General features: G+C 67.3%; 18 protein-coding genes and 1 pseudogene. 14 read left to right on the top strand and 5 right to left on the bottom strand.

Annotated features, from left to right (window positions below; translation table 11 throughout):
- Nucleotides 1-10 precede the first annotated feature (10 nt).
- Complete coding sequence (locus tag CFB41_RS31185) at nucleotides 11-1,762, bottom strand: IlvD/Edd family dehydratase (protein WP_089459244.1); 1,752 nt, start codon at nucleotides 1,760-1,762, stop codon at nucleotides 11-13.
- Nucleotides 1,763-1,876: 114 nt separating this feature from the next.
- On the opposite strand from CFB41_RS31185, the gene CFB41_RS31190 reads away from it, so the two are divergent.
- Complete coding sequence (locus tag CFB41_RS31190; protein ID WP_089459245.1) at nucleotides 1,877-2,827, top strand: LysR substrate-binding domain-containing protein; 951 nt, start codon at nucleotides 1,877-1,879, stop codon at nucleotides 2,825-2,827.
- Between the two features lie 24 nt (nucleotides 2,828-2,851).
- On the opposite strand, the gene CFB41_RS31195 is transcribed toward CFB41_RS31190, so the two are convergent.
- Nucleotides 2,852-3,328, bottom strand: a complete 477-nt coding sequence (locus CFB41_RS31195; protein WP_089459301.1) for an OsmC family protein — start codon at nucleotides 3,326-3,328, stop codon at nucleotides 2,852-2,854.
- Nucleotides 3,329-3,459: 131 nt separating this feature from the next.
- Between CFB41_RS31195 and CFB41_RS31200 the strand changes: the two genes are divergently transcribed.
- Nucleotides 3,460-4,101, top strand: coding sequence for a GntR family transcriptional regulator (locus tag CFB41_RS31200; RefSeq protein ID WP_089459246.1), 642 nt, complete (start codon nucleotides 3,460-3,462; stop codon nucleotides 4,099-4,101).
- A gap of 96 nt (nucleotides 4,102-4,197) precedes the next feature.
- Here CFB41_RS31200 and CFB41_RS31205 read toward each other — a convergent pair whose 3' ends face one another.
- Nucleotides 4,198-5,238, bottom strand: coding sequence for a LacI family DNA-binding transcriptional regulator (locus tag CFB41_RS31205; RefSeq protein ID WP_089459247.1), 1,041 nt, complete (start codon nucleotides 5,236-5,238; stop codon nucleotides 4,198-4,200).
- A gap of 189 nt (nucleotides 5,239-5,427) precedes the next feature.
- Between CFB41_RS31205 and CFB41_RS31210 the strand changes: the two genes are divergently transcribed.
- The 7 genes from CFB41_RS31210 (at nucleotide 5,428) to CFB41_RS31240 (ending at nucleotide 13,286) form a co-directional block, all read left to right on the top strand.
- Nucleotides 5,428-6,576 (top strand): ABC transporter ATP-binding protein, encoded by a 1,149-nt coding sequence (locus tag CFB41_RS31210; RefSeq protein WP_089459248.1) that lies wholly within the window; start codon nucleotides 5,428-5,430, stop codon nucleotides 6,574-6,576.
- A 9-nt stretch (nucleotides 6,577-6,585) separates the two neighbouring features.
- On the top strand, nucleotides 6,586-8,571 hold the full coding sequence (locus tag CFB41_RS31215; protein WP_089459249.1) for a beta-galactosidase: 1,986 nt from the start codon (nucleotides 6,586-6,588) through the stop codon (nucleotides 8,569-8,571).
- Between the two features lie 63 nt (nucleotides 8,572-8,634).
- Entirely contained in the window at nucleotides 8,635-9,894 is a 1,260-nt protein-coding gene (locus CFB41_RS31220; protein ID WP_089443749.1) for an ABC transporter substrate-binding protein, read from the top strand.
- Between the two features lie 54 nt (nucleotides 9,895-9,948).
- Complete coding sequence (locus tag CFB41_RS31225) at nucleotides 9,949-10,908, top strand: carbohydrate ABC transporter permease (protein WP_089459250.1); 960 nt, start codon at nucleotides 9,949-9,951, stop codon at nucleotides 10,906-10,908.
- A gap of 17 nt (nucleotides 10,909-10,925) precedes the next feature.
- On the top strand, nucleotides 10,926-11,777 hold the full coding sequence (locus tag CFB41_RS31230) for a carbohydrate ABC transporter permease (RefSeq protein WP_089459302.1): 852 nt from the start codon (nucleotides 10,926-10,928) through the stop codon (nucleotides 11,775-11,777).
- A gap of 200 nt (nucleotides 11,778-11,977) precedes the next feature.
- On the top strand, nucleotides 11,978-12,565 hold the full coding sequence (locus CFB41_RS31235; RefSeq protein WP_089459251.1) for a chloramphenicol phosphotransferase CPT family protein: 588 nt from the start codon (nucleotides 11,978-11,980) through the stop codon (nucleotides 12,563-12,565).
- Nucleotides 12,566-12,668: 103 nt separating this feature from the next.
- A complete protein-coding gene (locus tag CFB41_RS31240; RefSeq protein WP_089459303.1) occupies nucleotides 12,669-13,286 on the top strand; it encodes a LysE family translocator in 618 nt (205 codons plus the stop codon).
- 112 nt (nucleotides 13,287-13,398) lie between these two features.
- Here CFB41_RS31240 and CFB41_RS31245 read toward each other — a convergent pair.
- Nucleotides 13,399-13,842, bottom strand: a pseudogene (locus tag CFB41_RS31245) (DUF6306 domain-containing protein); the annotation flags it as partial.
- 275 nt (nucleotides 13,843-14,117) lie between these two features.
- Nucleotides 14,118-14,888, bottom strand: coding sequence for a transcriptional regulator GlcC (glcC, locus tag CFB41_RS31250; protein ID WP_089459253.1), 771 nt, complete (start codon nucleotides 14,886-14,888; stop codon nucleotides 14,118-14,120).
- A gap of 219 nt (nucleotides 14,889-15,107) precedes the next feature.
- On the opposite strand from glcC, the gene glcD reads away from it, so the two are divergent.
- Genes glcD through CFB41_RS31275 form a run of 5 tightly spaced genes read left to right on the top strand, consistent with a single transcriptional unit; the run spans nucleotide 15,108 to nucleotide 21,570 of the window.
- Nucleotides 15,108-16,607, top strand: coding sequence for a glycolate oxidase subunit GlcD (gene glcD, locus CFB41_RS31255; RefSeq protein WP_089459254.1), 1,500 nt, complete (start codon nucleotides 15,108-15,110; stop codon nucleotides 16,605-16,607).
- Nucleotides 16,607-17,683 (top strand): glycolate oxidase subunit GlcE, encoded by a 1,077-nt coding sequence (gene glcE / locus CFB41_RS31260; RefSeq protein ID WP_089459255.1) that lies wholly within the window; start codon nucleotides 16,607-16,609, stop codon nucleotides 17,681-17,683. The genes glcD and glcE overlap by 1 nt, the downstream gene beginning before the upstream one ends.
- A 23-nt stretch (nucleotides 17,684-17,706) precedes the next feature.
- Complete coding sequence (glcF, locus tag CFB41_RS31265; protein WP_089459256.1) at nucleotides 17,707-18,927, top strand: glycolate oxidase subunit GlcF; 1,221 nt, start codon at nucleotides 17,707-17,709, stop codon at nucleotides 18,925-18,927.
- Between the two features lie 20 nt (nucleotides 18,928-18,947).
- Nucleotides 18,948-19,352, top strand: a complete 405-nt coding sequence (locus CFB41_RS31270) for a heme-binding protein (protein ID WP_089443739.1) — start codon at nucleotides 18,948-18,950, stop codon at nucleotides 19,350-19,352.
- A gap of 43 nt (nucleotides 19,353-19,395) precedes the next feature.
- Complete coding sequence (locus tag CFB41_RS31275) at nucleotides 19,396-21,570, top strand: malate synthase G (protein ID WP_089459257.1); 2,175 nt, start codon at nucleotides 19,396-19,398, stop codon at nucleotides 21,568-21,570.
- Nucleotides 21,571-21,711: the final 141 nt, after the last annotated feature.

Raw genomic sequence — 21,711 nt, forward strand, 5'->3', positions numbered from 1 at the left:
GCGCTGCCGCTCAATGCGAATGGCTCGGCACCTCCGCGCCGCGCGTGCCGACCAGGAAGTCGAGGTCGCACCCCTCGTCCGCCTGCAGCACGTGATCGATGTACAGCCGCGCGTAGCCGCCCTTGCCGAGCTGGCCGGCCACGCCCGGCGCCGCGGTCGGATCGACGTCCGACAGGCGGCGCTGCAGTTCGTCGTCCGTAATGTCGAGATGCAGCGTGCCGGCCTCGCAGTCGAGCTCGATCCAGTCGCCGTTGCGCACGGCCGCGAGCGGCCCGCCGGCAGCGGCTTCCGGCGCGACGTGCAGTACGACCGTGCCGTACGCGGTGCCGCTCATCCGCGCGTCGGAAATCCGCACCATGTCCTTCACGCCCTGACGCAGCAGCTTCGGCGGCAGCCCCATGTTGCCGACCTCGGCCATCCCCGGATAACCGCGTGGCCCGCAGTTCTTCAGCACCATCACCGAGCTTGCATCGATGTCGAGCGCCTCGTCGTTGATCGTCGCCTTGTAGTGGTCGAGGTTCTCGAACACGACCGCGCGACCGCGATGCTTGAGCAGCTCGGGGCTCGCCGCCGACGGCTTCAGCACCGCGCCGCGCGGCGCGAGATTGCCGCGCAGGATGCGGATGCCGCCGTCCGCGATCAGCGGCCGGTCGAGCGGGCGAATCACTTCGTCGTCATAGTTCGGCGCTTCGCGCACGTTGTCCCACAGCGACTTGCCGTTCGCGGTCAGCGCATCCGGGTTCGGCAGCAGCCCGCCTTCGCCGAGCCGGCGCAGCACCGCCGGCAACCCGCCCGCGTAATAGAACTCTTCCATCAGGAAACGCCCGGACGGCATCAGGTCGACGATCGTCGGCGTGTCGCGGCCGATGCGCATCCAGTCTTCCAGTTCGAGCGGCACGCCGATGCGGCCCGCGATCGCCTTCAGGTGGATCACCGCGTTGGTCGAGCCGCCGATCGCCGCGTTCGCGCGGATCGCGTTCTCGAACGCCGCGCGCGTGAGGATCTTCGACAGCACGAGCCCTTCGAGCGCCATCTCGACGATGCGGATGCCGGACATGTGCGCGAGCACGTAGCGGCGCGAATCGACGGCCGGAATCGCCGCGTTGTGCGGCAGCGCGACGCCGAGCGCCTCGGCCATGCACGCCATCGTCGACGCGGTGCCCATCGTGTTGCAGGTGCCGGCCGAACGCGACATCCCGGCCTCCGCCGACAGGAAGTGGTGGACATCGATCTCGCCGGCCTTCAGCGCTTCGTGCAGTTGCCACACGGCGGTGCCGGAGCCGATGTTCTTGCCTTCGAGCTTGCCGTTCAGCATCGGGCCGCCCGACACGACGATCGCCGGCACGTCGCAGCTCGCCGCGCCCATCAGCAGCGCGGGTGTCGTCTTGTCACAGCCGGCGAGCAGCACGACCGCGTCGATCGGGTTGCCGCGGATCGCCTCCTCGACGTCCATCGACGCGAGGTTGCGCGTGAGCATCGCCGACGGGCGCAGGTTCGATTCGCCGTTCGAGAACACCGGGAACTCCACCGGGAAGCCGCCGGCCTCGGAGATCCCGCGCTTCACGTGCTCGGCGAGCTTGCGGAAGTGCGCGTTGCACGGCGTCAGTTCGGACCACGTATTGCAGATGCCGATGATCGGCCGGCCGTCGAACTCGTGATCGGGGATGCCCTGGTTCTTCATCCAGCTCCGGTACATGAAGCCGTTCTTGTCGTTCGTGCCGAACCATTGGGTGGAGCGCAGCCTGGGTTTCGTTGCCGACATCGTCAGTCCTGTGGTGACGGGATACCGGCGCAGTCTAGGCAGAATTTTGATAACTGGCTAATGACGTTTTTGGCGATTACGATATCGATTCCGATATCGATATAAACCCGTACGATGCCCGAAGCCAGCCCGTGGGGAAACCGTGGCCGCCTGAAGACGCGCCAGCTTCTGCTGGTCGTCGCGCTCGCCGACGAAGGCAGCATTCACCGCGCGGCGGCCGCGCTGAACATGACGCAGCCGGCCGCGTCGAAGCTGCTGCGCGAACTCGAGGAATCGATTGGCGCGGTACTGTTCGAGCGCCTGCCGCGCGGGATGCGGCCGACGCTCTACGGCGACGCGCTGATCCGCCATGCGCGCGCGGCGCTCGGCAGCCTCGACCAGGCGCACGAGGAACTGGCCGCGTTGAAGGCCGGCCATCTCGGGCACGTGGCGGTGGGGGCGATCACGTCACCGGGCCTGCGGCTCGTGCCGCCGGCGGTCGCCGCGGTGAAGGGCACGCATGCCGGCCTGCACGTGTCGGTCGAGATCGACACCAGCAACGTGCTGCTCGAACATCTCGCGCAGGAGAAGATCGACATCGTGATCGGCCGGCTCTCCGCCGAACACGACAAGCTGCGGCTGCGCTACGAACCGCTGACCGGCGAGCCGGTGGCCGCCGTCGTGCGGCCCGGCCATCCGCTGCTCGCGCACGCGCCGCTGTCGCTCGCGGACGTGCAGCGCGCCGCGTGGGTCGTGCCGCCGGCCGGCAGCGTGCTGCGCCACCGCTTCGATCTCGTTTTCCAGCGCGCGAGCCTCGCGCCACCGGCGAACCTCGTCGAGACGTCCGCGCTGCTGTTCATCACGCAGCTGCTCGAACAGAGCGACATGATCGCGGTGCTGGCCGAGGACGTCGCGCGTTACTACGCGCGGCACGGGATCGTCACGGTGCTGCCGCTGGAGATGGATTGCCGGATGGACGACTTCGGGATCATCACGCGCACCGACCGGCTGCATTCGCCGGCCGTCGCGATGATGGCCGATGCGATTCGCGCGGCGGCGCGGGAGGTTTACGGTGTCGCGCTGTGACGTCGCCGCGGCGGTTCCAGTCGACTACGCGGCGGCGAACTCGATCACTGGTTCGCAGCGAATCGGAAAATTGACCGAGTTCGCGATATAGCACTTCGCGTGCGCATCGTGATGCAGATGCTCCGCCCGTTCGCGATCGTCGCCGGCCTGGATCGTCACGTGCGGGCGCAGCACGATTTCCGTGAAACGGCCTTCATCGGCGCTGTCGACCATCGTGCCTTCCGCGTTGTCGACATACGCAAGCACGCGAATACCGGCTTCCGAGCACAAATGCAGATACCAAAGCTTGTGGCACGCCGACACCGACGCGAGCAGCAAATCCTCGGGATTCCAGCGCGACGCATCGCCGCGAAACGCCGCGTCCGACGAACCGGGAATATCCGGCTTGGAACCGGCCCGGATCAAATGATCCCGCCCGTACTCGCGATACCCCGACGTGCCGGTGCCGCGATTGCCTGTCCATTCCACTGCGACGCGATACTTGTGTTCGCCAGATGCCATCTCGCTCTCCATTGATGTGGGTTGCTTCGGCCGGGCCGGATGTCGTTTTGCGAAGCCCGCCTGCGCTCGCCATTTTGGCACCGGATTCCCGTTTGGTATACCATTATTCCAAATTGAAGGAACATGCAGGCATGGAAGCCAAACTCGATTCCACCGCGGACGCGGTCGCCGCCTCGTTGCGGGACATGATCATCAACGGCGAGCTGGAAGCCGGCGAGCGGCTCGTCGAGCGCGACCTGGCCGACCGGTTCGGCATCAGCCGGATTCCGATGCGCGAGGCGATTCAACGCCTGGAGCGCGAAGGCTTGCTGGACATCTTCAGGAATCGCGGCGCCGTCGTGCGCATGCTGAGTGCGTCTGACGTGCGGGAAATCTACGACCTGCGCGCGCTGCTCGAAGGCGACGCAATCTACCGGAGCGTGAAGCGGCTCGACGACGAGACGCTCGCGCGCGCCGAGCTCGTCCATCGTTTGCTCGGCGACGCGGCCGTGCCGCGCCGGCAGGGCGAACTGAACCGCGAATTCCACGCGCTGCTGTATTCGTGCTGCGGCAACGCGCGGCAGTTGAAGACGATCGCGGAGCTGCGCAGCCAGGTCGAACGGTACGAGCGCCTGCAGGCCACGCTGCTTGCGGATACGCCGTCGTTCCAGGTCGAGCACGAGGAGATCCTGCAGGCGTGCCGCGAACGCAATGCGCGCGCGGCGCGCTCGATGACGGTCGCGCATCTGGAATCGGCCAGAAGCATCGTGATGCGGCTCGTCGAAGGCGGGTGAGACAGGGGAGGTTCGCCGTTCGCGACAGCGTGCGCAACGCCATGTCGGATCGCGTTGAGCACGTCGGCGACCTCGACGTACTCATCCCACCACGCATCATGTCGACGGCGCCGCGCCCCCGCCCGCCACACGACCCGTCGTCCCCCGCACCACCAGCCTCGGTCGCGGCGCGATCCGCACGCACGGTGCCCCGTCGCGCTGGCCACCCGCCTCGCGCAGCGCATTGAGCAGCTCGACAGCGAGCCCGGCGGCCTCGGCGGTCGGGATCGCGACGGTCGTCAGCGTGGGCCGCGTGTCGCTCGCCAGGTGAATGTCGGTAATCCCGACGATCGACAGATCATCCGGCACACGCCGGCCGCGATCGGCCGCCGCATGCATCGCGCCGATCGCCGGCAGGTCGTTGGTCGCGACCAGCGCGGTCAACCGCGGGTGCGCATCGAGCAACCACCCGGCCGCGCGCACGCCGCCTTCGATCGAATCGGGCTCGGCCGCGACGATCGACGCATCGAGCCCCGCTTCGCGCATCACGTCGACGAAGCCGTCGTAGCGCGCCGCCTGCACGCCGCTCGCCGACCCGCCGATGATCACGCCGATGCGCTCGTGGCCCAGTTCGAGCAAGTGCCGCGTCGCGATCCGCCCCGCCTCGCGGAAATCGATCGCGACGCACGGCAACCCGTCGGGCGGCGCCTCGGGCCGCTCCCACAGGCACAGCACGACCGGCACGCCGCGTGCCGCCACGTCGCGCAGATCCGGCAGATGCAGGTTCGCATTCGTCACGAGAATGCCTTCGGAGATCGTGCCGGCTATCTGGTCGAGATATGCACGCCCCTGCAACGGATCTTCGTTCGTGTTGCAGACGATCAGGAACTGCCCGTTACGCCGCACCGCGCGCTCGACCGCCAGCGCGAACTCCGGGTAGAACGGGTTCGCGATGCTCGACACCATCAGCGCGACCGTCGGCGCACGCCCCTCCGCCAGCGCCCGCGCGGCGAGATGCGGGCGATACCCGAGCGCCGCCACGGCCTCCAGCACCCGCGCCCGCGTCGCCTCACCCACCCGGCCGCGGTCGCGCAGCACGTTCGACACGGTCGCGGCCGTCACGCCGGCGCGTCGCGCCACTTCATCCAGGGTTGCCATTGCTTGCTCACTATATGAGACGTCTATCCAATATTTGCTTCGCTCACCGAAGCGGCGCACTATCGCCGCACACCCTGCCGCCCGACCGACGGGCGCGACTCGGCCGCGATCGCATCGCCTCTTTTTTTGATCGCGATGATTAAGCGCTTAATCACTGATGAAAGCGCATTAGAACATGGAGCGGAGACAATGGCGAGCATCTCGATGCGGCGCGTGCAGAAAGCCTATGGCGACCACGCGCCGGTCATTCGCGACGTCGATCTGGAGATCGGCGCGCACGAGTTCTGCGTGTTCCTCGGGCCGTCCGGATGCGGCAAGTCGACGTTGCTGCGGATGATCGCCGGGCTCGAGGATCTGAGCGCGGGCGAGCTGTCGATCGACGGCCGCCGCGTCGACGACGTGCCGGCCGCCGAACGCGGCGTCGCGATGGTGTTCCAGAGCTACGCGCTGTTTCCGCACATGACGGTCTACGAGAACATGGCGTTCGGGCTGAAGCTGGCACGCGTGCCGAAGGCCGAGATCGACCGGAAGGTGCGCGATGCCGCGCGCATCCTGCAGCTCGACACGCTGCTCGATCGCAAGCCGAAGGCGTTGTCGGGCGGGCAACGGCAGCGCGTCGCAATCGGCCGCGCGATCGTGCGCGAGCCCGGCGTGTTCCTGTTCGACGAACCGCTGTCGAATCTCGACGCCGCGCTGCGCGGCCAGACCCGCATCGAAATCGCGAAGCTGCACCGCCAGTTCGAACGCGCGAGCGTCGTCTATGTGACGCACGACCAGACCGAAGCGATGACGCTCGCCGACAAGATCGTGCTGCTGCACGCCGGCGCCGATACCGCGCAGCACGGCAGCATCGCGCAGGTCGGTGCGCCGCTCGACCTCTACCACCACCCGGCGAGCCGTTTCGTCGCGGGCTTCATCGGTTCGCCGCGCATGAACTTCCTGCCGGCCGTCGTGACCGCCTGCGATGCGCGTCGCACGACCGTCACGCTCACACCGTCCGGCGAAACCTTCGTACTGCCACGCGATGGCTCGGCGCTCGGCGCGGGCGCCACCGTGACGCTCGGCATTCGCCCCGAACACCTGACGCTCGGCGCCGCGCACGACGCGACGTCGCTCGCGCGCGACGTCGCACTCGTCGAACGTCTCGGCGAACAGACCTACGTGCATCTCGACCAGCCCGGCGGCCACTCGATCATCGCGAAGGTGCCCGGCGACGCGCAGGTGCGCAGCGGCGAACGCGTGCGCGTGCATGCGCCGGCCGCGGCCTGCCATCTCTTCACCGAAGACGGCCGCGCGGTGCCCGCGTGCGCCGACGTCCACGTTCACCATTACGCATAAGGATCGGGCATGCGCCTCGGAGTCTGTTACTACCCGGAACACTGGCCGGAAACGATGTGGGCCGACGATGCCCGCCGGATGAAAGCGCTCGGCATCGAGCAGGTGCGGATCGCCGAATTCGCGTGGAGCCGCATCGAGCCGTCGCCGGGCGAATACAACTGGGGCTGGCTCGATCGCGCGGTCGACGTGCTCGGCGCGGCCGGCCTCGAGATCGTGATGTGCACGCCCACCGCGACGCCGCCGAAATGGCTGGTCGATCGCCACCCCGACATCCTCGCGATCGGTGCGGACGGCCGGCCGCGCGCGTTCGGCTCGCGCCGCCACTACGACTTCTCGTCGCCGACCTATCTCGACGCGTCGCGCCAGATCTGCACGGCGGTCGCCGAACGCTACGGCCGCCACCCGGCCGTGCGCTACTGGCAGACCGACAACGAGCTGGGCTGCCACCAGACCGTCGTCAGCTACTCGCCGGCCGCGCTCGTGCGCTTCCGTGCGTGGCTGAAGGCGCGCTACGGCACGATCGACGCGCTGAACCGCGCGTGGGGCACCGTGTTCTGGAGCATGGAGTATCGCCATTTCGATGAAGTCGATGCGCCTGTCGGCACCGTGACCGAGGCCCACCCGTCGCACCGCCTCGACTACCGGCGCTTCGCGTCGGACGAAGTCGCGCGCTATCACCGGATGCAGGTCGACGTGATCCGCGCGCACTCGCCGGGCCGCCCCGTCGCACACAACTTCATGCAGCTGTTCACCGAGTTCGATCACTACAAAGTGGCACGCGACCTCGACATCGCGACCTGGGACAGCTATCCGCTCGGCGCGCTCGAGGAGCAGTGGTTCGCACCCGACGTGAAGGCGCGCTGGCTGCGCACCGGCCATCCCGATTTCGCGTCGTTCAATCACGACCTCTATCGCGGTATGTCGAAGCTGCCGTTCTGGGTGATGGAGCAGCAGCCGGGCCCGGTGAACTGGGCGCAGTGGAACCCTGCACCGCTGCCGGGCATGGTGCGCTTATGGAGCTGGGAAGCGTTCGCGCACGGCGCCGGCTGCGTGTCGTACTTCCGCTGGCGGCAGGCGCCGTTCGCGCAGGAGCAGATGCATGCGGGCCTGCATACCCCCGATGACCAGCTCGACGAAGGCGGCCGCGAGGCGCAGCGCGTCGCGCACGAGATCGCGACCGTGCACGACGCCGGCGCGGATGCAGACGGTGACGTACGCGCCCCCGTCGCGCTGGTCTTCGATTACGAAGCGAAGTGGCTGTTCGAAGTGCAGCCGCAGGGCGCCGATTTCCATTACCCGCGCTTCGCGTTCGAGTACTACTCGGCGCTGCGCTCGCTCGGCCTCGACGTCGACATCGTGTCCGCGCACGCGCCGCTAGACGGCTACCGCCTCGTCGTCGTGCCGCCGCTGCCGGTCGTGCCGAACGATTTCGCCGCGCGGCTCGCCGCCTCCGGCGCGCATGTCGTGCTCGGCCCGCGCACCGGTTCGAAGACCGTCGACCTGCAGATCCCGCCGACGCTGCCGCCCGGCCCGCTGGCGTCGATCCTGCCGGTGCGCGTGTGGCGCGTCGAATCGCTGCGGCCGAACGTGACCGAGCGGGTCGACGGCACGCTGCGCGACGGCGCGCCGCTCGCCGGCAACGCACGCCACTGGCGCGACTTCGTCGAGCTGCACGACGATACGCACAGCGTCGTGCGTGCGCGCTTCGCCGACGGTCACCCGGCGTGGGTATCGCACGGCACGCTGCACTACTGGGCCGCGCTGTTCGACGACGCGACCACCGTTCGGCTGTTCGCCGATGTCGCGGCCGAGGCCGGCCTCGCGCCCGCACCGCTCGGCGACGGCGTGCGCGTGAGCCGCCGCGGCGGCCTGACCTACGTTTTCAACTACGGCGACGCACCGCACACGATCGACGCGGTGCCGCCGTCCGCGTTCGTGCTCGGCACGGCGCAAGTCGGGCCGCAGGACGTGGCCGTGTATCGAAGCCGTTCGTAGCAACCGCGACCGGCGCCACGACGCGCCGGTCACGCACAACGACACCCAGGACTGGAGACACGTATGACCCATCGCCCCCTTCGCACCGCCGCCCGGCTCGCCACGGCCGCCGCTGTCGCACTGGCATCGCTCGGCATGACGGCGCCCGCCGATGCCGGCACGCTGACGATCAACATCGCGTTCAAGGGCGCCAGCCAGCGCGCGGTCTGGCAGTCGACGATCGAAGCGTTCCACAAGGCGCATCCCGACATCGACGTGAAGGCCACCTTCGTCGACGAGGAAGCGTACAAGGTGCAGCTCCCCGCCTGGCTCACGACCGTCGCACCGGACGTCGTCAACTGGCACGCGGGCGAACGGATGGCGTACTACGCGAAGCGCGGGCTGTTCGAGGACCTGAGCGGCGACTGGACGAAGAACGGCTGGGGCGCGATGTACGCGTCGACGCGCGACGCATCCTCGTACAACGGCAAGCAGTACGCGGCGCCGACCGTCTACTACTCGTGGGGGCTGTTCTACCGCAAGGATCTGTTCCACAAGGTCGGCATCGCCGACGAGCCGAAGACGTGGGATCAGTTTCTCGACGCGTGCAAGAAGCTGAAGGCGGCCGGCATCACGCCGATCGCGGTCGGCGGCCGCGACGCATGGACGCTCGCCGGCTGGTTCGACTATCTCGACCTGCGCGTGAACGGCAACGTGTTCCACCAGCAGCTGATGGCCGGCGACGTGCCGTACACCGACCCGCGCGTGAAGAAGGTCTACACGACGTGGAAATCGCTGATCGATGCGGGCTACTTCATCGACAACGCGCTGTCCTACGATCTCGACGGCGCGCAGCCGTTCCTGTTCCAGGGCAAGGCCGCGATGATGCTGATGGGCACCTTCATCGCGGCGGGCTTTCCGCCGAACGTGAAGCAGGAAATAGGCTACTACCGCTTCCCGATCATCGACCCGAAGGTACCGACCGCCGAGGACGGCCCGGTCGAATCGCTGCACATTCCGGCGAAGGCGAAGAACAAGACCGACGCGCACACGTTCCTCGCGTTCGTCGAAACGCCCGAGATGGGCGCGAAGCTCGCGGAGGGGCTCGGCTCGCTGTCGGCCAACAGCAAGTCGCCCGAGCCGGCCGATCCGATCTCGCGCATCGGCTTCCGGATCCTTGCGGACACGAAGGGCGGCGTCGCGCAGTTCTACGACCGCGACATGACGAAGGAAATGGCGGACGAAGGGATGAAGGGCATGCAGCAGTTCGTCGCGAATCCCGCGCAGCTCGATACCGTGCTCGCGCAACTCGAACAGACCCGCAAGCGCATCTACAAGAAGTGACCGTGTGACCCAACCGGCGGCCCCGTGCCGCCGTGCCCGTTCAGGAGGCTTGCCGTGTCCAGTCCGATCACGTCCCCCCCGCCCGCCGGCGCCGGCGCGGGCGCCGCGCCGTCGCCGCGCAGCGCATCCGCCGCCACCGCCCTGCCCGCGCGTCGCCCGTCGCCTGCCGTGCGACGGCAACAGCGCGCCGCGTGGCTCTTTCTCGCGCCGGCGTGCGCGATGGTGGCCGTCTATGTGATCTGGCCGATCCTGTCGACGCTGTGGCTGAGCCTGTACAACTGGGACGGGATGACCGAGCGCACCTTCGTCGGGGTCGCGAACTACGTCGAACTGCTGCATGCGCCGACGTTCTACACCGCGCTGCGCAACAACGTGATCTGGCTCGCGCTCTTCATGCTCGCGCCGCCGCTCGGCCTCGCGCTCGCGTTGTACCTGAACCAGGTGGTGGCCGGTATCCGGCTCGTGAAGTCCCTGTTCTTCGCGCCGTTCGTGCTGTCCGGCGTGGTCGTCGGGCTGATCTTCTCGTGGTTCTACGATCCGACGTTCGGCCTGCTCGCGCTGATCGCCGGACACGGCATCCCGGTGCTCGGCGACGCGCGCTACGCGACGTTCGGCATCGTATTCGCCGCGCTGTGGCCGCAGACCGCGTACTGCATGATCCTGTACCTCACCGGCCTCACGTCGCTCAACCCGGAACAGATCGAAGCCGCCCGGATGGAAGGCGCGCGCGGCTTCGCGCTGCTGTGGCACGTCGTGCTGCCGCAACTGCGGCCGACCACCTTCATGGCGATCGTCGTCACGGTGATCGGCGCGCTGCGCAGCTTCGACCTGATCTCGGTGATGACGAGCGGCGGCCCGTTCGAGAGCTCGACCGTGCTCGCGTATTACATGTACGACCAGGCGATCAAGTACTACCGGCTCGGCTATTCCGCGTCGATTGCGGTCGTGCTGTTCGCGATCATGCTCGTCTACATCGTGTTCCAGTTGCGCCGCCTGCTGCGCAACGAGCAATAACCTGACCGGTGGCCATCATGTTTCCGACTCCCGTTGCCCAATGGAAGCCTGTCTCGCGCAGGCTGTACAAGTTGTCGCTGCCGGTTGCGCTGCTGATCTGGCTGTTGCCGATGATCGCCGTGTTCATCACGTCGGTGCGCTCGACCGAGGAACTGGTCGAAGGCCACTACTGGGGCTGGCCGCGGCACTTCTCGATGATCGAGAACTATCGCGACGCGCTGACGACGTCGCCGATGCTGCATTACTTCTGGAACAGCGTGCAGATCACGGTGCCTTCCGTGCTTGGCTCGATTGCGCTGGCGGCGATGGCCGGCTTTGCGCTGGCGACCTACAAGTTTCGCGGGAGTACGGCGCTGTTCGGGACGTTCGTTGCCGGTAACTTCGTGCCCGTGCAGGTGTTGATGATTCCGGTGCGGGATTTGTCGCTCAGGCTCGGTGTGTTCAATACGGTCGAGGCGCTGATTCTCTTTCATGTCGCGTTTCAGACGGGGTTCTGCACGCTGTTTTTGCGCAACTTCATCAAGCAGTTGCCGTTCGAGTTGATCGAGGCGGCAAGAATCGAAGGGGCGGGGGAATGGACGGTGTTTTACCGGATCGTGCTGCCGTTGATTCGGCCCGCGTTGGCCGCGCTGGCGATTCTCGTTTTTACGTTCGTGTGGAATGACTACTTCTGGGCGCTGTGTCTCACGCAAGGGGATGAGGCTGCGCCGATTACCGCTGGCGTTGCCGCACTGAAGGGGCAATGGACGACGTCGTGGAACCTCGTGTCCGCCGGGTCGATTCTGGCGGCGTTGCCGTCCGTCGCGATGTTCTTCGCAATGCAGAAGCATTTCGTGGCGGGGCTGACGTTCGGTGCGACCAAAGGTTAAGCACGCGGCCACGCTTATTCGTATCTCCCCCTCCGCATCGTGAGGTTGCCCGCTTCGGCGGGCTTTTTTTGTTGGCGTAAATTGACTGGGAGCGCGGTATATGCGCTCATTTTCAACCGCAAGCAGCCGTTCGACATCGCATCTCGGTTCGCCGACAATTGAGCGCCGCCTGCATTCACGGACCACTGACGGGTACCTCTATGCCGATCACGGAATTGCCGCATCGACCATACGGGGCCGTCGTTGTGCTCAACGGTCCGAGTAGTGCAGGAAAAAGTACGCTGGCCAGGTATTTATGCGAGAACTTGATTGAGCATCATTTGCACGTGGAGTTGGACGTGTTCCGACACATGGAGCCAGCAAACTACTGGGAAGTTGAGAAGCAGGAAATAGAGATTCGTATGGCCGCGCTGTGCCGAGCAATCAATGCCACTGCCGCGACTTTTTCCAGGCATGGTCAGCCAGTGATCGTTGACCATGTCCTTTCATCCGATGCATGGCACTACATGCTCGAAGACTTGGTCGGTCTCCCGGTCTTCATCGTCGGAGTCTTTTGTTCGCTCGAGATTCTGATCGAGCGCGAGCTTGCCCGTGGCGACCGTAAGATCGGATTGGCAAAGTCTCAATTCCACTCGATTCATGCTGACCGGCACTACGATCACGTCATCGATACGTCGTTCACAAACGCACTCGAGTGCGGCCAGTCCGTACTGGCATGGTTGCGGACTCGACCCAATCCCACTGCATTCTCGAAAATGCGTCAGCAATTTTTCGGCAACGCAAATTAGCCAGATGTCGGCTGCCACCAGCGGTCCGTCGTGAATTGCTTCAGAATACCGGCTGATGAAGCAACGCCACGTTTTGTACGACCCCATTTCAGTGAGGCGTCAAATGGTTGATTGGTCTGCTATTGCGACGGTCGCTTCTGTCTATGCTGCAGGGGCCGTCGTACCCGGGCCGAACTTCGTCGCAATCACGCACAAGGCGGTAACTGGCACACGCGCCGATGCGCTCGCGCTTGTCGCCGGAATCGTGACGGTAAATCTGTTCTGGGCGACTTGCGCCATCCTGGGTCTCGGAATGGTGTTCGCCATTTTCCCGTGGCTCGCTGTCGGCGTCAGGCTTGCTGGCGCGGCTTATCTGATCTGGTTCGGGCTACGGCTCGTTGCGTCGGCACGTTCAACCCCGCCAGCGTCACGTCACCCAACGAAGGCGCCGCTGTTTCGCAGCGCGTTCCTGCAAGGCATCGCGACAAATATCGCGAACCCGAAGTCCATCGCCTTTTATGCGGCGGTGTTTTCCTCAGCGGTGCCCTCCCATGTTTCCACGCCGACGTTCGTCGCGATGCTGGCTACTGTCGGTGCATCGGCGACGTGCTGGTACGGAGCAGTCGCGCTCGTTCTGTCGCACGCGGCGATCGCGACCGCATATCGTCGCGCGAAGGCGTGGATCGACCTCACATGTGGCGGGCTCATGATTGCGCTGGGAATCCGGCAGGCATTTCGTTGAACACTGCGCCCGGCGGAATCTGTCTGAACGGCCGCGTTGCATATGGGCGACCGTTCCTTGCGGGTCCGACATCGGCGGGCATCCGCAAACAACGTCTTTCGCACCATCGTCGCTATGCCGCGCTCGGGCCACCACCCTTTATCCGCAACTGCACATCAACCGACCCGATGTTCTTCTCATGTGACACCAGCATTTGCGTGAGCGCATGGTGCATGTCGGGCTGCGCCAGCGTCGGCAGCAACGCCTGCAGCTTCCGCACGACCCAGCGCTGCCCGCGATTCAAGAACGCCAACCGCTCCGGCAGACCATCGATCGCCATCGCCTTCTCATAGAACGCCCCGGTGGCATGCGTCGGCGTCGCATCGAGCGACCGAATCGCATCGACCAGCACCGCACACCAGTGCGCCTCATCCTGGCGAATCCCAGCCACGAGCCGATGAAGTTCGGGATCGTCGATTTCCGCCGCCGTCTCCGATGCAACCCGCGCACCTGCGCGCTCGGCTTCCAGCAGCTCATTCAGCAACGTGAGCAACGCGTCGCGCTGCGCATCCGCGGATTCGTCCGCTGCTTTGGCGGGACGGGCGTCGTGCCCGTCGTCGTGGGTCCGGTTCGACATGCGATGTCCTCCGTTTCAGGAAGCGTGGCGCACCGGTTCGTCCGGCGTGGTTCCGTCAGGCACTGCACACACGACGGCATCCACGCATCACGGCAGGCAGCAGCGGGGGCCACACGAAGAATGGCTCACAGTCTGACATGCCTCCGTGACACGCGTCTGCAGCCGACCCGCTGTGCGTGATGCGCATCAACACACACCGCCACGCACAGCCAACCTCACGTCCACCCTTCGAGCCTCAACGTCGACCGCACCAACCGCTGCTCCTCCTGCTCGATCTCCCGCAGATACTCGACGCATTGCCGGATATGCTCGCTCGCCGCCTTGCGCGCCTGATCGGGCAACCGCCCCGTCACCGCGTTATAGAGCCTTGCATGCTGCCGATCGATCTGCTTTTTCAGCGGCTCGCGATGATAAAGATTGTTCACCGACGCAAACACCGAACTCAGCAGCAGATCCGTCAACGACTGCAGCGTATTCACGAGCACCGGGTTATGCGAAGCCTCACAGATCGCGAGATGAAACGCGTGATCGAGCTTCGCGCGCGCGGCCGGGTCGAGATCCTGCGTATCGGCCGCGGTCATCTCTTCATAGCGGCGCTTGATCAGGATGAAATCGGCCGGCGTCCCGCGCAGCGCCGCGAGCCGCGCGGCCTCCGTCTCGAGCATCCCGCGCACCTCGAACAGGTCGTACAGCGTGCGCGGCTGCGAGCCGAGCAGATGCATCATCGGCGTGATCTCGCGTTGCGGGGTCAGGCTCGCCACGAACGAGCCCTTGCCGTGCGTGGTGTCGATGATCCCCCGCGCACGCAGCAACTTCATCCCTTCACGCACGGCCGTGCGCGACACGCCGAGCTTCTCGGTCAGCCGCCGTTCGGACGGTAGCGCCTGCCCGGCCTTCAGCACGCCGTCGACGATCAGCTGCTCGATGCGCTCGGCGACGACGTCGGCCACGTTCCGCGCCGGGCCTGCCTGTTCCTGCATTTCCATACTGGTATGACCACCTCGGAAGGATATCGGCGATTTTCCCACAAACCCTTGTAGCCATTCAGTTTTACGGAGACCGATACAGCCACTTTCCGGCCGCCCCATAAAAACTGGTATGACCACTGGCGCCACATCTAGACACACACGCGCCGCCCGCCAAGAATCCCTCCCTTCCGGCGTGCCGCGCCTCGCGCAGCCGCCTGCATGGTGGAGACAACCCCGATGAGTTTCATCTACGACGAACGGATCGACGGCCCACTCGCGACCGTCGGCCGCGACACACTCGTCGCCGCACTGCACGCGGCGGCACCCGGCCTCGACGTGCTGCACGAACGCGAGGCGCTCAAGCCGTTCGAATGCGACGGCCTCGCCGCGTACCGCACGGTGCCGCTCGCGGTCGTGCTGCCCGACACGGTCGAGCAGGTGCGCGCGGTGCTGCGCGTCGCGGCCGCGCTCGGCGTGCCGGTGGTCGCGCGCGGCGCGGGCACCGGGCTGTCGGGCGGCGCGATGCCGCTCGAGAAAGGCCTGCTGCTCGTGATGGCGAAGTTCAACCGGATTCTCGACATCGACCCCGATGCCGGCATCGCGCGCGTACAGCCCGGCGTGCGCAACCTCGCGATCTCGCAGGCGGCCGCGCCCTACGGCCTCTACTACGCGCCCGATCCGTCGTCGCAGATCGCCTGCTCGATCGGCGGCAACGTCGCCGAGAACGCGGGCGGCGTGCACTGCCTGAAATACGGCCTCACGGTGCACAACATCCTGAAGGTCGAGATCCTGACGATCGATGGCGAGACGCTCACGCTCGGCGCCGATGCGCTCGACGCGCCCGGCTTCGACCTGCTCGCGCTGTTCACCGGCTCGGAAGGGATGCTCGGCATCGTCACGGAAGTCACCGTGAAGCTGCTGCCGAAACCACCGAGCGTGAAGGTGCTGATGGCGAGCTTCGACGACGTCGCGGAAGCCGGCGCGGCGGTCGCGCGAATCATCGGCGCGGGCGTGATCCCCGGCGGCCTCGAGATGATGGACAACCTCGCGATCCGCGCGGCGGAGGATTTCATCCACGCGGGCTACCCGGTCGACGCGCAGGCGATCCTGCTGTGCGAGCTCGACGGCTCGCCGACCGACGTCGACGAAGACGCCGAACGCGTCGCCGCGCTGCTGCGCGACGCGGGCGCAACCGAGATCCGCGTCGCACGCGACGAAGCCGAGCGCCAGCGCTTCTGGGCCGGCCGCAAGAACGCATTCCCGGCAGTCGGCCGCATGTCGCCGGACTATTACTGCATGGACGGCACGATCCCGCGCCGCGAGTTGCCGCGCGTGCTCGAAGGCATCGCCGCGCTGTCCGCCGAATACGGGCTGCCGGTCGCGAACGTGTTCCACGCGGGTGACGGCAACATGCACCCGCTGATCCTGTTCGACGCGAACCGGCCCGGCGAACTCGACCGCGCGGAAGCGCTCGGCGGCAAGATCCTCGAGCTGTGCGTCGCGGCGGGCGGCAGCATCACCGGCGAGCATGGCGTCGGCCGCGAGAAGATCAACCAGATGTGCGTGCAGTTCAACGCCGACGAAATCACGTTCTTCCACGCGGTGAAGGCCGCATTCGATCCGCAGGGCCTGCTCAATCCCGGCAAGAACATCCCGACGCTGCACCGCTGCGCCGAATTCGGCGCCATGCACGTCCATCACGGCAAGCTGCCGTTTCCCGACCTGGAGCGCTTCTGATGCGACGCGAAATCGAATCGATCGACGACAGCGCGGCGCTCGTCGCGCAGGTCGACGCGGCGATCCACGATCGCCAGCCGCTGCACATCCGCGGCGCCGGCACGAAGGCGTTCCTCGGCCGCCCCGTCGAAGGCCGCACGCTCGACATGCTCACGCATCGCGGCGTCGTGTCGTACGACCCGACCGAACTCGTCGTCACCGCACGCGCGGGCACGCCGCTCGCCGATCTGGAAGCGATGCTCGACGCGGCCGGCCAGATGCTGCCGTGCGAGCCGCCGTCGTTCGGCGGCGCGGCCACGGTCGGCGGCATGTTCGCGGCGGCGCTGTCGGGCCCGCGCCGCCCGTGGGCCGGCGCGGTGCGCGACTTCGTGCTCGGCTGCCGCGTGATCACCGGCCACGCAAAGCACCTGCGCTTCGGCGGCGAGGTGATGAAGAACGTCGCGGGCTACGACGTCTCGCGGCTGCTCGCGGGCAGCTTCGGCTGTCTCGGCGTCGTGACCGAGGTGTCGTTGAAGGTGCTGCCGAAGCTGCCCGCGACGGGCGATCTCGCGTTGCAGCTTGGCGTGGACGAAGCTGTGCAGCGCGTCGCCGCATGGCGGCGCGCGGGGCTGCCGCTCGCCGGCGCATGCCACGCGGACGGCGTGCTGCGCGTGCGGATCGAAGGCGGCGAGGGCTCGGTGAAGGCCGCGCGCGACACGATCGGCGGCGAGCGCATGGATGATCGCGACGATGCGTTCTGGGCTCGGCTGCGCGACCTGGCGCTGCCGTTCTTCGACGATCCGCGCCCGCTGTGGCGCGTGTCGGTGCCGGCCTCCGCACCGCTCGACGCCTTGCCCGGCGCGCAGCTCGTCGACTGGGGCGGCGCACAGCGCTGGCTGAAGAGCGATGCCGCGCCGGCCGACGTACAGCGGTTCGCCGCGCAGTGGGGCGGCCATGCAACCTGCTTCACGCCGGGCGCGACGCGCGAGCCGTTCCAGCCGCTGCCGGCGGCGCTGCTGCGCGTACACCGGCAGCTCAAGGCGCAGCTCGATCCGCATGCGATTTTGAATCCCGGCCGCCTGTACGCCGACTTCTGACGCGACCCGATCCCGACCCGCCAATGCAAACCAATCTCAGCGAAGCAAGCAAGGCCCTCGCCCGGGCCGACGAAGCGGAAGCGATCCTGCGCGCGTGCGTGCACTGCGGCTTCTGCAACGCGACCTGCCCGACCTACCAGGTGCTCGGCAACGAGCTCGACGGGCCGCGCGGGCGCATCTACCTGATCAAGCAGCTGCTCGAAGGCGAGCCGTGCGGCGAGCGCACGCAGCAGCATCTCGACCGCTGCCTGACGTGCCGCAACTGCGAGACGACCTGCCCGTCCGGCGTGCGCTATCACACGCTGCTCGACATCGGCCGCGCGGAAGCCGAGAAGCGCGTGCAGCGGCCCGCGCGCGAGCGCCTGCTGCGCGCGGGGCTGCGGCATGTCGTGCCACGCCCGGCGACGTTCGCCGCGTTGCTGAAGGCCGGCCGCGTGCTGCGCCCGCTGCTGCCCGGCACGCTGCAGGACAAGATCCCGGCCGCCGTCCCCGCGCCCGCGCCGCGCCCGCCCGTGCGCCATGGACGGCGCGTGCTGATGCTCGAAGGCTGCGTGCAGCCGTCGCTGTCGCCGAACACCAATGCGGCGGCCGCGCGCGTGCTCGACCGGCTCGGCATCAGCGTCAGTCCGGCACGCGAAGCCGGCTGTTGCGGCGCGACCGAATATCACCTGAACGCGCAGGCGGCCGGCCTCGCCCGCGCACGCCTCAACATCGACGCCTGGTGGCCCGCGATCGAAGCCGGCGCGGAAGCGATCGTGCTGACGGCGAGCGGCTGCGGCGCCTTCGTCAAGGAATACGGCGACCTGCTGCGCTCCGACCCCGTCTATGCGGAGAAGGCGCAACGCGTCAGCGCGCTCGCGCGCGATCTGGCCGAGGTGATCGCGGCCGAGCCGCTCGACGCGCTGGCCGGGCCGACGCCACGCCGCATCGCGGTGCATTGCCCGTGCACGCTGCAGCACGCGCAGCGCCTCGGCGGCGCGGTCGAACGCATCCTGACGCAGCTCGGCTTCGATCTGACGAATGTCGCCGACGGCCATCTGTGCTGCGGCTCGGCCGGCACATATTCGCTGACACAGCCCGCACTCGCGACGAAACTGCGCGACAACCGGCTCGACGCGCTCGAAGCCGCGCGGCCGGACCTGATTGTCACGGCCAACGTCGGCTGCCAGACTCACCTGAACGGCGCGGGCCGCACGCCCGTGCGCCACTGGATCGAGCTCGTCGACAACCACCTCGTCAACTGACCGGATTCCGGAGGATTGCCATGCAGACGAAACCCGAACTCGAACTCGCCGATGCCGACCGCATGCTCGCCGCCGCCCGCGCGGAAGCGGAGCGCCACGGCTGGGCGGTGTCGATCGCCGTCGTCGATGACGGCGGCCACCTGCTCGCTTTTGCGCGCCTGGACGGTGCATCGCCGGCCAGCACGTATATCGCGCAGGACAAGGCGCGCGCGGCAGCGCTCGGCCGGCGCGAGACGAAGGCGTATGAGGATATGATCAACGGTGGCCGCACCGCGTTTCTCAGCGCGCCGCTGACGGGGTTGCTCGAAGGCGGCGTGCCCGTCACGGTCGGCGGCCGGATCGCGGGCGCGATCGGCGTGTCTGGCGTAAAGTCCGAACAGGACGCGCAGATCGCCCGCGCCGGCACACAAAGCGTCGCAGCGTAACCAGCCAAAGCCGCGCGCGATTTTTTCCCCGGGAGGATTAACGATGATCGACCAAGCAGGACTGCAAGTCGCGCCAGCGCTGAGCCAGTTCATTGAAAACGAAGCGCTGCCGGGCACCGGCATCGACAAGGCCGCGTTCTGGAGCGGTTTCTCGGCCCTGGTGCACGACCTGGCGCCGCGCAACCGCGAGCTGCTCGCGGAACGCGACCGCCTGCAGCAGGAACTCGACGCCTGGCACCGTGCGCACCCCGGCCCCGTGCGCGACCACGCCGCGTATCGCGCGTTCCTCGAACAGATCGGCTACCTCGTGCCGGCCCCGTCGAACGTCGCGGCAGCCACCGCGAACGTCGACAGCGAGATCGCCACGCAGGCCGGCCCGCAGCTCGTCGTGCCGCTGTCGAACGCGCGCTACGCGCTGAACGCCGCGAACGCCCGCTGGGGCAGCCTGTACGACGCGCTGTACGGCACCGACGCGCTGCCTGAAGACGGCGGCGCCGAACGCACCACGGCCTACAACCCGACGCGCGGCCAGCGCGTGATCGACTACGCGCGCAACGTGCTCGACAACGCGGCGCCGCTCGCGAGCGGCTCGCACCGCGACGCACTGCGCTACCGCGTGCAGGACGGCCAGCTCGCCGTCGAAACCGCGAAGGGCATCGTAGGCCTCGCGCAGCCGGCGCAGTTCGTCGGCTACCAGGGCGCGGCCGACGCGCCGTCCGCGGTCCTGCTGAAGCACAACGGCCTGCACCTCGAGATCCAGATCGACGCATCGACGCCGATCGGCCGCGCCGATCTCGCGAACGTGAAGGACGTCGTGCTCGAAGCCGCGGTCAGCACGATCATCGACTGCGAGGATTCGGTCGCGGCGGTGGACGCGGAAGACAAGGTCCAGCTCTACCGCAACTGGCTCGGCCTGATGCAGGGCACGCTGGTCGAGGAAGTCGCGAAGGGCGGCAAGACCTTCACGCGCCGCCTGAACGCCGATCGCGAGTACACCACGCCCGCCGGCGGCACGCTGTCGCTGCACGGCCGCTCGCTGCTGTTCGTGCGCAACGTCGGCCACCTGATGACCAACGGCGCGGTGCTCGACCGCGACGGCAACGAGATTCCCGAAGGGATCCTCGACGGTGTCGTCACGGTGCTGTGCTCGCTGCACGACCTGAAGGCGAAGCGCAACTCGCGCACCGGCTCGATCTACATCGTGAAGCCGAAGATGCACGGCCCGGTCGAAGTCGCGTTCGCCGATACGCTGTTCGCGCGCATCGAGGATCTGTACCACCTGCCGCGCAACACGCTGAAGATGGGCATCATGGACGAGGAGCGCCGCACCAGCGTGAACCTCGCCGCATGTATCGCCGCGGCCGCCGCACGCGTGGCGTTCATCAACACCGGCTTCCTCGATCGCACCGGCGACGAGATGCACACCGCGATGGAAGCGGGCCCGATGATCCGCAAGGGCGACATGAAGTCGTCGGCGTGGATCCAGTCGTACGAGCGCAACAACGTGCTCGCGGGCCTGTCGGCCGGCCTGCGCGGCCGCGCGCAGATCGGCAAGGGCATGTGGGCGATGCCGGACCTGATGCACGCGATGCTCGAGCAGAAGATCGCGCATCCGCGCGCCGGCGCGAACACCGCATGGGTGCCGTCGCCGACCGCCGCGACGCTGCACGCGCTGCACTACCACCTCGTCGACGTGCAGGCCGTCCAGCAGGAGCTCGAGAAGACGCCGTACGCCAGCGAACGCGACGCGCTGCTCGAAGGCCTGCTGACCGTGCCGGTCGTCGAGCGCGCCGCGTGGAGCGAGGCCGAGATCCTGAGCGAAGTCGAGAACAACGCGCAGGGCATCCTCGGCTACGTCGTGCGCTGGGTCGAACAGGGCGTCGGCTGCTCGAAGGTGCCCGACATTCACGACGTCGGCCTGATGGAAGACCGCGCCACGCTGCGCATCTCGAGCCAGCACATCGCGAACTGGCTGCGCCACGGCGTGATCACCGAGGCGTTCGTGCTCGACGTGTTCAAGCGGATGGCGCGCGTCGTCGACCAGCAGAACGCCGGCGACCCGAACTATCGCCCGATGGCGCCCGGCTACGATCAGTCGACCGCGTTCAAGGCCGCGTGCGCGCTCGCGCTGCAGGGCACGTCGCAGCCGAGCGGCTATACCGAACCGCTGCTGCACCAGTTCCGCCTCGCGTTCAAGGCACAGCAGCACGGCGGTTAAGCGCAGGCGTGCTTCACGAAACGGGCGGCCGCCACGGCCGCCCGTTTTTCGTTTTCACGTTCGCCCGGCCGTTGAAACGAATAATCGGCGCCTATCGCATACCTTCATTTTTCGCGTGTGTGTGTCGCTCACCGGCGGGAA

The sequence above is a fragment of the Burkholderia sp. AU33803 genome, from assembly GCF_002223095.1.
Classification (GTDB): domain Bacteria; phylum Pseudomonadota; class Gammaproteobacteria; order Burkholderiales; family Burkholderiaceae; genus Burkholderia.

Bases quoted from the DNA above. Each gene is read 5' to 3' on its own strand.
- CFB41_RS31185 (WP_089459244.1), bottom strand. From the start codon at position 1,762: ATGTCGGCAACGAAACCCAGGCTGCGCTCCACCCAATGGTTCGGCACG.
- CFB41_RS31190 (WP_089459245.1), top strand. From the start codon at position 1,877: ATGCCCGAAGCCAGCCCGTGGGGAAACCGTGGCCGCCTGAAGACGCGC.
- CFB41_RS31195 (WP_089459301.1), bottom strand. From the start codon at position 3,328: ATGGCATCTGGCGAACACAAGTATCGCGTCGCAGTGGAATGGACAGGC.
- CFB41_RS31200 (WP_089459246.1), top strand. From the start codon at position 3,460: ATGGAAGCCAAACTCGATTCCACCGCGGACGCGGTCGCCGCCTCGTTG.
- CFB41_RS31205 (WP_089459247.1), bottom strand. From the start codon at position 5,238: ATGGCAACCCTGGATGAAGTGGCGCGACGCGCCGGCGTGACGGCCGCG.
- CFB41_RS31210 (WP_089459248.1), top strand. From the start codon at position 5,428: ATGGCGAGCATCTCGATGCGGCGCGTGCAGAAAGCCTATGGCGACCAC.
- CFB41_RS31215 (WP_089459249.1), top strand. From the start codon at position 6,586: ATGCGCCTCGGAGTCTGTTACTACCCGGAACACTGGCCGGAAACGATG.
- CFB41_RS31220 (WP_089443749.1), top strand. From the start codon at position 8,635: ATGACCCATCGCCCCCTTCGCACCGCCGCCCGGCTCGCCACGGCCGCC.
- CFB41_RS31230 (WP_089459302.1), top strand. From the start codon at position 10,926: ATGTTTCCGACTCCCGTTGCCCAATGGAAGCCTGTCTCGCGCAGGCTG.
- CFB41_RS31235 (WP_089459251.1), top strand. From the start codon at position 11,978: ATGCCGATCACGGAATTGCCGCATCGACCATACGGGGCCGTCGTTGTG.
- CFB41_RS31240 (WP_089459303.1), top strand. From the start codon at position 12,669: ATGGTTGATTGGTCTGCTATTGCGACGGTCGCTTCTGTCTATGCTGCA.
- glcC (WP_089459253.1), bottom strand. From the start codon at position 14,888: ATGGAAATGCAGGAACAGGCAGGCCCGGCGCGGAACGTGGCCGACGTC.
- glcD (WP_089459254.1), top strand. From the start codon at position 15,108: ATGAGTTTCATCTACGACGAACGGATCGACGGCCCACTCGCGACCGTC.
- glcE (WP_089459255.1), top strand. From the start codon at position 16,607: ATGCGACGCGAAATCGAATCGATCGACGACAGCGCGGCGCTCGTCGCG.
- glcF (WP_089459256.1), top strand. From the start codon at position 17,707: ATGCAAACCAATCTCAGCGAAGCAAGCAAGGCCCTCGCCCGGGCCGAC.
- CFB41_RS31270 (WP_089443739.1), top strand. From the start codon at position 18,948: ATGCAGACGAAACCCGAACTCGAACTCGCCGATGCCGACCGCATGCTC.
- CFB41_RS31275 (WP_089459257.1), top strand. From the start codon at position 19,396: ATGATCGACCAAGCAGGACTGCAAGTCGCGCCAGCGCTGAGCCAGTTC.